Source organism: Paenibacillus sp. P36, assembly GCF_045866505.1.
GTDB lineage: Bacteria > Bacillota > Bacilli > Paenibacillales > NBRC-103111 > Paenibacillus_E > Paenibacillus_E chondroitinus.
On sequence record NZ_AP038372.1, the window covers coordinates 6,084,516 to 6,098,453 of the forward strand.

10 protein-coding genes are annotated in these 13,938 nt (G+C 46.2%); all 10 read right to left on the reverse strand.

Translation table 11 applies throughout. From position 1 onward, the window contains the following. Window positions 1-174: 174 nt before the first annotated feature. Window positions 175-663, reverse strand: coding sequence for a hypothetical protein (locus ACKTT9_RS27170; RefSeq protein WP_407868364.1), 489 nt, complete (start codon window positions 661-663; stop codon window positions 175-177). A 130-nt stretch (window positions 664-793) separates the two neighbouring features. Further along, window positions 794-1,651: a tryptophan 2,3-dioxygenase gene (kynA, locus tag ACKTT9_RS27175; protein WP_407868365.1), complete on the reverse strand. Its 858-nt coding sequence runs from the start codon at window positions 1,649-1,651 to the stop codon at window positions 794-796. A gap of 27 nt (window positions 1,652-1,678) precedes the next feature. Continuing rightward, complete coding sequence (kynB, locus tag ACKTT9_RS27180) at window positions 1,679-2,305, reverse strand: arylformamidase (RefSeq protein WP_407868366.1); 627 nt, start codon at window positions 2,303-2,305, stop codon at window positions 1,679-1,681. A 14-nt stretch (window positions 2,306-2,319) separates the two neighbouring features. Continuing rightward, a complete protein-coding gene (gene kynU, locus ACKTT9_RS27185; protein WP_407868367.1) occupies window positions 2,320-3,606 on the reverse strand; it encodes a kynureninase in 1,287 nt (428 codons plus the stop codon). A 1,201-nt stretch (window positions 3,607-4,807) separates the two neighbouring features. Further along, window positions 4,808-5,635 (reverse strand): carbohydrate ABC transporter permease, encoded by an 828-nt coding sequence (locus ACKTT9_RS27190; protein WP_407873125.1) that lies wholly within the window; start codon window positions 5,633-5,635, stop codon window positions 4,808-4,810. 74 nt (window positions 5,636-5,709) lie between these two features. Continuing rightward, the gene (locus ACKTT9_RS27195) at window positions 5,710-6,666 is read right to left on the reverse strand and encodes an ABC transporter permease (protein ID WP_407868368.1); all 957 of its coding nucleotides are present in this window, start codon (window positions 6,664-6,666) and stop codon (window positions 5,710-5,712) included. Between the two features lie 178 nt (window positions 6,667-6,844). Further along, window positions 6,845-8,662, reverse strand: a complete 1,818-nt coding sequence (locus tag ACKTT9_RS27200; protein WP_407868369.1) for a sensor histidine kinase — start codon at window positions 8,660-8,662, stop codon at window positions 6,845-6,847. Continuing rightward, entirely contained in the window at window positions 8,659-9,675 is a 1,017-nt protein-coding gene (locus ACKTT9_RS27205) for a response regulator (protein ID WP_407868370.1), read from the reverse strand. Before ACKTT9_RS27205 ends, ACKTT9_RS27200 begins: the two co-directional genes overlap by 4 nt. 105 nt (window positions 9,676-9,780) lie before the next feature. Beyond that, window positions 9,781-11,343: an extracellular solute-binding protein gene (locus ACKTT9_RS27210; protein WP_407868371.1), complete on the reverse strand. Its 1,563-nt coding sequence runs from the start codon at window positions 11,341-11,343 to the stop codon at window positions 9,781-9,783. A 121-nt stretch (window positions 11,344-11,464) separates the two neighbouring features. Next, window positions 11,465-13,774 carry a glycosyl hydrolase family 95 catalytic domain-containing protein gene (locus ACKTT9_RS27215; RefSeq protein ID WP_407868372.1) on the reverse strand — a complete coding sequence of 770 codons (2,310 nt, stop codon included), beginning with the start codon at window positions 13,772-13,774 and terminating at the stop codon, window positions 11,465-11,467. Between the last annotated feature and the right edge of the window lie 164 nt (window positions 13,775-13,938).

The window sequence follows — 13,938 nt, forward strand, 5'->3', positions numbered from 1 at the left end:
GCGGAAATACAGGCGCTTATTTGTCCCCCATGCCACGTTTTCCGAGTGAAATTGGCGAAATAGCGGACTGTAGTTCCCCTCGCTTGTGGGAACTACCCCTTTTCAGCGAAATAGTGGATTGTAGTTCCCTCAAAAAAACAACCTCCCCCTTAGGTATGAGGAAGGTTTTTGGCGTCAGCTGAACGATTCGTTGACTCTTCTATTTTTAATAAAAACAGCAAATAAATACCGAACAATCGGCCCTACCAGAATGAGTTGAAGAGGAAGAGCGAAAATGAAATTTCTAGCTACGATCCTCAAATAACTCCCAAGCAGGGACGCACCATTCAGCCCGTTAGAAAAATAAGCATTCCCTAACCCGTAAAGAGACATGCAAAGCACCATCCCACTCACCATAAAAAAGGCCAGAGATACAATTACCCATAGCTTCTTGGATTTGTCATAAGGTAACGAGAAAGCCATCTTCTTGGCCACGGGACCAACGACAAATAACTCCAATAAGGAGGCGATAACAAAGACTAGAATGAGTTGAAAAATAATTTCTTTCAAAGTTATCGTGCCTATCAAACCATTGGTAAATAAATTATAAAACGTCATACCTAGAACCATTCCCAAACACATCATCAGCCCAAAATAAACTTCTTCTCTTTTCGTTGTTGGCATTTTGCATCATCCTCTCTGTTTACTTTTGTAAGTATAGAGAAAATGAAAACCTCCGTGTAAGTGAACAATCCGTGAACTTTTGGATGATGATGCAAAAGATCCGCCCCTACCGCGGAGCGGATCCTTTCGTTTACAAGTCTGTGCGGAGACTCCATAATTCCGGGAAATAACGCTGCGCAACAACGTGCTTCAAATATTCCACACCTGCTGATCCGCCTGTCCCCGACTTGAATCCGATGATCCTTTCAACCGTTACCATGTGATTGAAACGCCATTGTTGTTGGCGGCTGTCGATATCAACCAGCTTCTCCGCAAGTTCATATAGATCCCAATACTTTTCCACATCTTGGTAAACAGTCAACCACGCGGCTTTGACACTGGCATTCCCCTTGTATTCCTGCGACCAATCCCGCTGCAAATGATCCGCATCGATTTCCAAGCCTCGCATAGAAAGAGCTTTAACCGAAGCATCATAAAGGCTAGGTTCATAAAGAGCTTGGCTCAATTGTTGGTGGAGTTCCGGTTGGTGCTCATAGACCGCCAAAACCTTGGATTGTTTGCCTCCCAGCATGAATTCGATAAGCCGATTTTGGAAGGATTGGAACCCGGATGAGCGGCCTAGACTGTTCCGAAATTGCATATATTCGGCCGGTGTCAATGTCGACAGAACATCCCAGGATTGGATCAATTGCTGCTGGATTCTGGAGACGCGGGCTAACATTTTGAAAGCTGGCTCCAAGTTATTTTGCTGAATGTGAAGACGAGCAGCCTCCAACTCGTGCAAAATCAGTTTCATCCAAAGTTCACTGGCTTGATGGATGATGATAAACAGCATTTCATCGTGATGCCCGGATAGCCGTTGTTGACTGGACAACACCTTATCTAGCTGGAGATAATCCCCATAGGACATTTCTTTGGAAAAGTCGCCATGAATGCTGGCATCCGCTGCTTTTGACTGTGTTGGTTCATGGTTCTCTGAATTGGACACGTGATTCACTCCTACTCTTGTTTTCGATTATGTCAAAGGGCGCAGAACGGCTCTGACAGGGCTTCCATCCGCCTCAACAAGCGGTAGAGGAAGTGCGATTAATTCATAATCGCTCGGCGCAATTTTTGCCAGATCAATACCTTCCAAAATATGAATATCATTAGCATGCAGAGTATGATGCGCAGCCAATTCCTTGCTATCCAGCGGATCAACAGAGGGGACATCCACGCCAATAAGCCGTATTCCCTTTTCAGCTAAATAAGGTCCCGCATCGTCCCTCAAATAAGTAATCTCAGTAGGAAATTCATTCGGATTTGTCCAAGAATTTGTACGTATCAGCAACCGAGTGATGCCGTCCAACTCAAACGCCTTCAATTCCTCTGCACCGATGCTCGATTTACCCGATATCTCAATAACCCGCGCAAGTCCGATGTACAGCTCCAGATCCAGCTCCATGACCTTCCGACCTTCATTATCAAAATGAAATGGCGCATCGATATGCGTGCCCGTATGGATACTCATCGTCAGTTTCCCGACATTCACGGAACCGCTTTGTTCCTTCGTCCAACTGACCTCGTAAGAGAATGGCGTGTCTCCTGGCCAAGTCGGCACCCCTGTTGCCAATGGGCGAGAAATATCAAACATGGTTGTCATCCCTTCCTTTATACTTAAGCGACTACGTCGCGCGTATTCTCGAACTTCTCGTATTGCTTTTCAACCATGATGGCTTTTAAACGCTGCACAGTCTCCCACACCTCATCGTAAGTTGTATAAAGCGCAACCGGAGCCAGTCGAATAATGTTCGGAGCTCTGAAGTCCGGTACGATCTTATTTTCTTTTAATGATTTGCAAATGCGCGCAGCTTCCTCATGCTCTAGACAGACATGGCCGCCTCTGCGCAGGTCATCCCTTGGATTCCCAATCGTGAAGCCCATTCCGGCCAATTCCTGTTCAATCAAATCGATCATATACGAGGTAATATGCAAGGATTTTGCGCGGAGTTTCTCGATGCCGGCCTCTGCGAACATTTCCAAAGAGCCGATAAGCGGAGCCATACTTAAGATATGCGGTGTGCCAATTTGAAAAGCACCTGCATGCTCCGCCGGCACAAATTGATGATCCATATCAAATTGTTTGTCTTTCCGTGAACCAAACCAACCCGCCAAACCTGGCGAGCGGCCGAAATGTTTGCGGTTTACGTATAAACTTGCTGTACCGCCCGGCCCATTGTTCAAATATTTGTAGTTGCACCAAAAAGCAAAATCAACGTCCCATTTACTTAAGTGATGGGGAACGGCACCGACCGAATGGCATCCATCAAAGCCGATGAGGATTCCACGAGCATGCGCTTCAGCCGTTAAACGCGCGATATCGAGCAGCTGACCGCTACGGTAGAGCACCGTCGGCAGAATGATCAATGCAACCTCCTCCGTCATGGCCGCAATGATATCCTCTTCTTCAATGATACGCCCATCACGGCTTTTCACTTGAATCAAATGCTCCGCCGGATCATATCCGTGTAGCTGCAATTGACTTTGAAGGGCATAAATATCCGATGGAAACGTCAATTCATCCGCCAAAATTTTCGTTTTCTTCCCCTCAGGCTTATAAAAAGTCGCCACAAGCTGATGTAAATTCGTTGTCGTGGAACCCGTCACAATGATCTCATCTTCGGATGCGCCAACTAGCGGAGCGCTTAAAGCTGCCAATTTTTCCGATAGGTAAAACCAAGGATGCTGGCCTTGCAGCCAGCCATCGATGCCTTGGGTTTTCCAAGCATCAACGACTTCCAAAAGTGTTCGCTCTGCGCGTCTGGATAACAAGCCCAAGGAGTTGCCATCCATGTAGATCGATTCCGCATTCACATAGAACTCATCTCGAAACCGGGCTAGCTCATCTTCTTTATCAAGTTGCCGGGCAAATTCTTGGGAGTAATAAAAAGGTTCTCTGGACATAAAGCCCTCCTTGTGGATTATACAACTAGATCGAATCGTGCTTATCTTACTTAAAATTGTAGATCCCGTCAATTATTATACTATGGTTAATTAATGCATGGACATAGGAGTGGCTGTTTCGCGAAAAATAGGCACATCCACATTTCATCATACTACTCACCCTTCAGCCAACTGCCACCTCAACTGCCAATAACAAATTTTAAAAACTAGCGGCCATCAATCGGCGCGGGACGGATCTAGGTGGACTAGAGTGAACCGTGAACCTGGCTTAGACTGTGTGGGCGGGACGGGGTAGATCAAGGCGGATTGACCGGGTTGATAGTTCAACGGGATGCGGCGAAACGTGCGGGGGTGCAACGGGCGGAGCACGAAAGGTCAACAAGATGAGGCAGGACGGCCAGAACCGGAGGTTGACCGGCAAACATGCCGGTTGGAAATGCGTGGCAACGCCTCCCGACTGTCTAACGGACTCAGCTGCTCTTATTCGGCGAAATATAGCCGTTCCGAAAATTTAACGGACTCCAGCGCAGCTATTTGCTTGTTTCTACCGTGATTTCGCCCCGAAATCAGCAAATAACGCTTCCTGTGTCCGTTAGATTTGAAACAGGGCGATATTCATCCTTTTAACGTCTGTGGAGTCCGTTAGAATTGGCTGGTGTGTTCGCACGTAAGGTAATTCCCATGGATCAGCATGGGCCGGGGTGAGTTGCAGCGTGTTGGTAAGGGATGCGACGAAACGTGCGGGGGTGCGACGGGCGGAGCGCGAAAGGTCAACAAGATGAGACGGGACGGGCGGGACCGGAGGTTGACCGGCAAACAAGCCGGTTGGCAATGCGTGGCAACGCCTCCCGACTGTCTAACGGACTCAGCTGCTCTTATTCGGCGAAATATAGCCGTTCCGAAAATTTAACGGACTCCAGCGCAGCTATTTGCTTGTTTCTACCGTGATTTCGCCCCGAAATCAGCAAATAACGCTTCCTGTGTCCGTTAGATTTGAAACAGGGCGATATTCATCCTATTAACGTCTGTGGAGTCCGTTAGAATTGGCTGGCGAGCTCACGCGTAAGGTAATTCCCATGGATCAGCATGGGCCGGGGTGAGTTGCAGCGTGTTGGTAAGGGATGCGACGAAACGTGCGGGGGTGCAACGGGTCAGCAGACAAAAATGCCCCATCAAGGGGCCTTTCCGGTAGATATAGAAACTAAGATTTAATCGAACCAACCATCATCCCTTTAATGAAATGCTTTTGAAGGAATGGATACACCAGCATAATCGGAATCGTCGCTATGACGATCACCGCCATTTTCAGCCCCTCCGGTGAAATGGACAACAGCAATTCCGATGATACGTCGGCTGATCCCATGTTATCGGTGATAACAATTTCACGCAGCCGCACTTGCAGTGGAATCAAGGATCTACTGGTGATGTAATAAATCGCTTGAGAATACATATTCCAGTTCCCGACGGCGTACATGATGCCCATCGTCGCCATGACCGGCTTCGACAAAGGGAGAACGACACTCCAGATCATGCGGAACTCGCCGCAGCCGTCCATTTTAGCAGAATCAAACATTTCCACAGGAAGCGTCATAAAAAATGACCGCATGACGAACAAGTTATAGGCACTAATTGCGCCTGGAATGATCAAGACCCACAGCGTATCAAGCATATGCAGATTTTTTAGCAGCAGGTAATTGGGAATTAGCGGCGCATGGAAAATCATCGTGAACAGTACCAGTAACAGCGCTGGTTTTCTATAAATATACTCAGCTCGGGACAAAGGATACGCCAGGCTTGCCGTTGCCATTAAATTAATCAATGTGCCGCAAACCGTAATGATGACACTGTTTCGGAATGAGATCCAGATCGAAGGATCCTTCAGAATCATGTGATAATTTTCGAGTGTAAAACCTACAGGCCAGAATCCTACGTTTCCACTGTTAATCGCAACCGCATTGCTGAATGACTGTGAAATAACATTCAAGATCGGAAGAAACATCGTAAGGCCGATGACAAGCAGAAAAATCATATTAAAAAGCTGAAATGCACGCTGTCCTTTTGTTAAAATCACGTTCCCTATTCCTCCTTATGACTGAACGCATGTTAGTACAAGCCGTTTCCAGTCGTTCTTTTACTCAGGGTGTTGCCAAGCATAATAAGCAATAAACCAATGACTGATTTGAAGAGTCCGATTGCCGTTGTATAGCTGTATTGGCGGTCTATAAGACCAGCGCGGTAAACGTAAGTATCCAGGATTTGGCCGTTCTCACTGTTTAGCGAGTTTAAGAAGACGTAGACTCTTTCAAACCCGAAATCCAGAAAGCTCCCGATATGCAATAAGAACAAAATTGTAATGGTAGGCAAAATGGAAGGAACCGTAATCGACATCACCTGACGTAACTTGCCCGCCCCATCGATTTCAGCCGCTTCATAGAGGTCCGGGTTAATGCCCGCGATTGCGGCCAAATAGATGATCGTCCCCCATCCGCTATCTTTCCATATCCCTGAGGTAATCAGAATCGAACGAATATAGCTGTTTTCACCAAGAAAATAAATAGACTCAATATGGAACAAGCCTAAGACGTGATTGATAATGCCTGTCGACGGTGAAAGAATGCCAATCACAATCCCGCCAACAATGACCCAGGATAGAAAATGCGGCATGTAGATGACCGTCTGCAGCAATCTTTTATACCCATTGAACCGAATTTCATTTAACAGTAGCGCGAGTATAATCGGTATGGGAAACGCAAAAAGCAAATCGTACATGCCGATCAATAGTGTGTTTTTTAAAATGGTAAGAAATTCATCATAAGCGAACATCCGTTTAAAGTGTTCCAAACCAACCCATGGACTGCCAGCTATCCCTTTAAAAATGTTGTAGTTTTGAAACGCAATGGTCGAACCGAGCAAGGGAATATATTTAAAAATGACAAAATAAATAAGTCCCGGAATTGAAATCACATATAAAGGCCAATGTTTCATGACAAAAGCTCTTTTCGCTTTTCTCGATGCAAAGGTATATACCGTCTGTCCTGCCGAATCTGTCTTTGAAGCCATGGTCGTCTTTCCTTTCTGTCCATCTAAATGTTTGATGGTCTCATCATACTATGGTCCCCAGAGTCAAACCATGGAGAAACTTCGTTTCTAGGTGTGTTTTTCAACAATTTGAACACAAAAAAACCTTGCCGCAGGCAAGGTTCATACAAGATATTCCAGTTCTACGTTTAGCGCTATCTCAACCATTTTTGCCCCTAGCTGAAGTAGGCATGACCATGATGAGTTTGGTCCCCTTTTCCACTTCACTCTCGATCTGCAAGCCATACTGCTCGCCATAGACCATCTGAATTCGTCGATGGACGTTGATGATTCCGATACCGCCGATCCCTTTCGAAGAGCCATTCTCCTTATCCGCAAGCTGGTTTGTGTGCAGTTTCTCGCGCAGTTCCTCCAGCCTGGCCTCACTGATACCAAGACCATTATCTTCAACGCTCACCCAGAACTTATCCTCATCCTCGCCGGCATCGATGCGAATATAATGATAGTCCTCCACACCGTCTGCAAAAGCATGCTGAAAAGCATTTTCAATCAGCGGCTGCAGGGTTAAACGAACCATGCTATTCAATAAATAATCTGGATGAATGCTTACATCTACTTCAAATTCCCGGCCGATGCGATGCTTCAGAACGACAAGATAGAACATGACATGCTTTAACTCATTGGAAACGGTTATCTCTTCCAGATTGGTCTGCACGGAATAACGCAGCATATACGCAAGAGCTTTAACAATTTCATAGATTTCCTTCGAATCTCTTATGACCGCATAGCAAACAATCGTTTCTAGTGTGTTATATAAAAAATGAGGATTAATCTGCAGCTGCAAAGATTGCAGCTCTGCCTTCTGGCGTTCCATCTGGCTCTTCTGATCGCTGAGTTCCGCTTGGTAGACTTTATCTACCAGCTCTGAGAGGCGCGTCACCATCAAATTGTACCGGCTCATCAGCTCAGAAATCTCATCCCGATGCTCAGGCAGCGGAATTTGGACCCAGTTCCCCTGCTCGGTTTGACGCATGGCGCTTCTCAAGATGCGAATCGGCCCCGTGATCGATCTTCCGAAGCGGAAGGCGATCCATAGCGCGATGCCCAGCGTAAAACATCCGACAACGATCGTCGTTGTCCGAATCGTATCGCTCGGTTTGCGCAGCTCATTCACCGACATCGCAACGACCAGGCGCCAATCGCCGTAAGTGGAGCGGCGGCTCATGAACATCTGCGGCTTATCGTCAATTGTCGCCATGAAAGCGTGAGGACCGGCCTCCAGCACCTGACTCCGTATAGCTTCGGGCAGCTCCGTTGCTGTTTTGTCCGTATCTGGCTGATACACATACTTACCATTATCATCGGTAATAAAAAAGTAGCCGTCTTCCCCCAAATCTATGCCTTTCCACAATTCTGAAAGCTCAGCCGCCCGTAACTCCACAACAAGAATCCCTTTGGGTTCCGTTGAGGATAGTCCACGAATCTGTCGAACCAACGTTATATTTTGTTGTCCCGACAGAATGCTGTGGTTCAATACACTCAAGCTGCCATCAGGCTTCGTATTACTTTTGAAAAACTCCAGCTGTTGCTGTGCTTCTTCCTTATTGAAAGATCCCCCAACGGTATCATTATAAAAATACATCGCATTTTGATTAAAGCTAATCATATAAATATTGGAGATTTCCGGATTACGCGCAAACGCCGGCTCAATGATAAGCTCCTTAATAAACTTTCTCGCCTCATAATAAGGGTAGCCTGTTTCCCCCTCAGGCAGATCAACGAACCGTTTGACATCGTTGCTGCTCAATAACGAAACCATGGACCGCTCATAACTTCGGATATACAGATCCGTATGGTGCGCTGCGTTTCCTACCACCTGTGTTAGCTGCTTCTCCACAATTTGATCAAGCTCATTGGATGAACTCCAGTATGAAAACACACCGACACTCGTCAAAGAAATCATAATGACAACGAAATAGGATAAAAATAGCTTCGGATATAAATTGAATTTTTTCATTTCATCCCCAACGATTCCCGATAATCCGAGGGAGAAATACCAAAGACTTTCTTAAATGTTTTTGTAAAATGGGGATAATCATCGTAGCCCACTTCTGCTGCTATATCCACGGTTCGTTTATGAGGAATCGCCAGCAGTTCACGAGCTTTCTCCATTCTTTTATTAATCCGGTAGCTGACGAAGGTTTCATTGCTCATTTTTTTGAATAAGGTGCTGAAATAGTTCGGGGTAATCCCGACCATATCCGCAACTTCTTTTAATGAAATATCCACGGACAAATGATTATCTATATAGGTTTTGGCTTCCTCCATAGGGTCCTTGAAATTGCCTCGGCGGACAACCAAAATATCCATCATAACAGTTTGCAGCCGTTCCTCAAATTCTTTAAATAGCTCCGCCTTGGAGGATGAGCGAAAATCTTCGGTTAAATCCGCGTTGATCACGCGATTTTTCTCTTGAAATTGCTTGTGCAGCAGCACGGCCGCATCGAGGAGCTGACCTTTCAACTGAGCCGCAGACAAGTGGGAGCAATCTTCTTTTAACTCCTCTATAATTTTCTGTAATTCTTCTTCCTGCAGTAACCAAATGCTGTTTTCTATCCGTTCAACCCATTCCACATAGCGGGATACAGGGATATACCCTTGTGATTGCGATTTCATAATAACGTCAAAGACATCATGCAGATCCGGCGGTGTAACCGGCTTCAGCAGATAGTGCTTGACCCCGTAAGACAGACACTTTTGTGCATAATCAAAATCACTATACCCCGAAACAACAACCATCATAACATGGGGATATTTCTCGTAGACATTGCGGCAAAGCTCTAAGCCATCCATTTTGGGCATTCGAATATCCGTTAGAAGCAGGTCCGGTTCGAACCGAGTCATTTGCTCCAGAGCATCAAGCCCATTCACCGCGGTTTCAATTTGTTGAAACTTGTGGGTATAGCTCTGGGCCATCATCATTAAGCCGCTGCGAATTACCGGTTCATCATCTACAATTAACAATCTCATGTTGTTAACGCCTCCACTTCTAACGTTTATCGAAAAATGCGCCTAAGAAAAAAGAGACTTGTCCACCCATTGCGGGGACAAATCCTTTTTTCCTGTGAGCTGAACTTAGTTTTTGTTGTTGGAAACGATAGCCCCATTGCCACTCTTGTAACGCTCAGTCGCTTCTTTCAGGATATCGTTGCCGCCTTTTGTTTTGTACTCCTCAATCACTTTCGGCCAATCGGAGATCGGTTCCTTGCCGTAAATCATCTTAATCATATGGTCAATAATTAATTTAGGTCCTACATCATCGCCTGCTGGCGCTACATCCGGATATTTCGAGAACGATTCAAGCTGCGGTACGAACCGGATAGAACCTAAACCTTCTTTGGAAACAATCGTATCCAAGTACTTGATCATGTCGCGTCCGTCTGCAGACATTTCTTCCTTGGCTTTATTGTACACTACATCGTGTACAAACCAGAACATACCGCGGAATTGATCTTCCTCAATCGCTGAGGTTTCTGTTGGTGGCGTAAATTTAATGGCGCCATTCTCCGTTGTATAATTTTCACCTTCAATACCGAAGGAGAAATATTTCTCAGCTTCCGGAGTCAGCATCCATTCCAGGAACTGAATAATCCGAATCGCTTTTTCCTTCGACACTTTGCTATTAATGTAATAAGAAGTATTAATACTGGAGTAGAGCAAATGTCCGCCGAAGTTTTCCGGTCCTCGAGGGGAGGAGATAATCTCAATTTTCCCATCAGGCACAAGGTTCTTCAGTTTGTTACGGTAACCGGACAAACTTTGGGCATTCGCTGACCACATGCCTACCTTACCAGCTTCGATATTCTTATTATAGTCGGTTGAGCTAATGGATGCGAAATCTTTTGGAATTAAACCTTCATCAAACATAGTTTTAAAAGTTTGAAGAGCTTTGGTCATGTTTTCCACATCGAAAAACTTCGGTACAACTTGATCTCCCTTGACTTCAAATTGAGCAGGCAGCACATCGAAGGCTCCTAGAATCGTATCTGCGTATTTGAAGTTTTCACGCATTTGGTACGGGTTCTCTACCCCATTGGCCTTCAGCGCTCTCATCACGGTCATGAACTCATCCACGGTTTTCGGTGCAGGCAATCCTGTTTTTGCAAGCAGATCCGCTCTAATGAAAGTCGCACGGCGGGAAGGATTGGAAAGCCACGATGGAATACCGTAGATTTTGCCGTTAAAACTGGTTTCCTGCCACGCTTCCTTTGGCACCGCTTTCATGATGTTTGGAGCATACTGCTTCAACAAATCGTCCAAAGGCATGAAAACTCCGGCTTCAACAGATCCCGACATCCCTTTGGTCGTAGCTCCCCCAACATTTTGGACAAGATCCGGAATATCGTTGGAAGCAAACATCAGGGACATTTTTTGGTCAAAATCTTTGAGAGGAATCATGCGAAGGTCCAGATCTACATTCGTAAGTTCCTCCAGTTTTTTCACCCATTTTTCCTTATTCACATCTGCTGATTGCTCCGCATATTTGTAACCGCTTGTCGTCATGGACATGGAAAACTTTTGAACTTCATCTTTTTTGGCTGTTTCGCCAGACTTTGGATTTGTTGCACCGCCGCCACAGCCCGAAAGCGCGCCAGCTGTCAACACCAGGGTTAATGCGATAACCATCCCTTTTTTCATTCTTTTCTGCCCCATTCTCTTATCGTAATTATCCAACGGAATTGGATATCTCCATCTTACCCTTCCTTGGATTGATGAGGAATGTGTTTTTTAACAATGGTGTTGTGTTTGTGTTAACACTTTATTGTGCAATCACACTATAAACGCTGCCCTGCTGCACCTTGAAGCTCATTGTCTGTTCCCCATTGGAACGGGCGATTTCCTGATCGTTCAAGACAACGACAACCGGCGATGAGGTGCGAATTGTACAATGACCATTCGTCGATGCCTGAATCGTCGCTTCGCTTAATTGCCCTTTTTCCCAAGCCAAATCGACGACATACCCGCCTTGTGCTCTCAAGCCTTTGATCGAACCCGACGCCCAATCGTTAGGAAGAGCCGGCAGTAGATTGAGCTCACCCATATGACTTTGAAGCAGCATCTCGGCGATACCTGCAGTTGCTCCGAAATTTCCGTCAATCTGGAACGGTGGATGTGCGTCAAATAAATTCGGGTACGTCGATTTCTCAAACAGATTCAACACATAAGCAAGCGCAGAGTCACCATCTCCAAGTCGTGCGAACATGTTAATGATCCAAGCGCAGCTCCATCCCGTATGGCCGCCCCCGTTAGCCAGCCTGCTTCGCAGCGTCATCTTTGCGGCTTCGGCCAGATCTGGTGTTGTATGAATGTCAATCTGTCTGCCAGGATGAAGCGCGAATAGATGGGATATATGCCGATGACCAGGCTCCGCTTCTACGTATTCCTCCATCCATTCCATTAACTGGCCGTTCGCTCCGATTTGCGGCTGCGGAAGTTTCCCCATCCGTTCTGACAGTTCATTACGGAAGACTTCATCGCATTGCAAGAGATGACTGCTTTTGATGCAAGCTTCGAACAGGGCATGCACGATCTGCGAGTCCATCGAAGGTCCCATGCATAGCGTACCTCGGAGCCCATTTGGCAAAATGAAACTATTTTCCGGAGAAATAGAAGGACCTGTCACCCACGTTCCATCTGGGGCTTCCGTTAAATAATCCATGAAAAATTCGGCAGCCTCTTTCAACACAGGATAAGCCCGCTCACGCAAGAATTCCGTATTCCCTGTGTAAGCATAGTGCTCCCACAGATGGAGGCTGAGCCACGCTGCACCCATCGGCCAAAGGACACTTGTTGCGAGGATGCCCTCAGGACGAGTTTCAGCCCATATATTCGTATTGTGATGGGAGACGAAACCTCTGCAGCCGTAAAGCGTCTTCGCCGTTATTCTCCCTTTGACTCGCATTCTTTCAACCATATCAAACAGCGGTTCATGGCATTCCGATAACCCGCAAACCTCAACCGGCCAATAATTCATTTGAGTATTAATATTAATCGTATATTTTGACTCCCACGGAGGCGTGAAGCTGTCATTCCAGATCCCTTGCAGGTTGGATGGCAGACTTCCAGGACGGGAACTCGCAATGGTCAAATAGCGGCCATACTGAAAGTATAACTCCGCAAGCCTCTTTCTATGCTTCGGATTCCCCTCCACTACGGCTTTCATAAGTTCGTCCGTTGCCAATGGCTGTTCCTCGTCCGAGGCTGACAAGCTAAATTGAACGCGGTTAAACAACGTTTTGTAATCGTCGAGGTGTCTTTGTTTTAGCTCCGAATACGTGTAAGCTCCTGCTTTCTCAAGCTGCTGCAAGCAGGCCGCTTCGGGATCAGCCTCTCGGAAGGTACTCCCCGCTGCAAACATAAGCGTTACTTCCGAAGCGCCTTCCACGGAAATAAAATCGCCAATCGTCTGAATCACGCCGTCCGGAGCTTTTGCTTTGAGCACTCCGCTAAACTCCACACCGTCTCTGCCGCATTCTCCGTTCATGACAATGCTGTCCGAGGTCCGTGCATAACTATCTCCCTCATAAGGACGCCGATTTAAATTCACACAGAAGGTTAGACCGCCAGGCTTGCTGCAAGTCAAATGAATTACCATCACCTGATCCGGATAGCTTGTGAATATTTCTCTGTTATAAGTTATTTCGCCAACATTAAAAGCTACCCGAGTTATCCCTGTCTGCAAGTCCAATTCACGCAGATAAGCTTGGACATCCCCTTGCATATCCGTGAAAAACAACTTCATCTCTCCAAGAGGCTGATACGGATTATAATATTTGGGCGTAGAAAACATAGACATCCTGGTCAGATAGGTTGCCTTCTCCACATCCCCGTCAAACAACAGCTTGCGAATGTGAGGGAGCTGCTGCAGCGCATCCGGATTTTCTCCCTCTTTTGGTCCGCCGTACCAGATGGAATCTTCGTTTAGCTGAATTTTTTCCTCCTTGACCTGGCCAAAAACCATTCCGCCCAAGCGGCCGTTCCCGATCGGCAATGCTTCCGTCCATTGTTTTGCAGGCTCCCGGTACCATAATTTGAGCTCCTTATTTTCCCCAGCTTTGTGAGTTTTCATAATGACTCCTTGTCATAATCGTTTTTTTGGTCATACCTTAAGGATAGCTTAACAAAACCCAAACGCTATATGTTTTGCCAGATTACGATAAAATGTTGCTGTATTATGATTTGAATTCCGGATAAAGGTTTAGTTCCCCTTCGCAGAAAAAAGTGCCAAGCAGC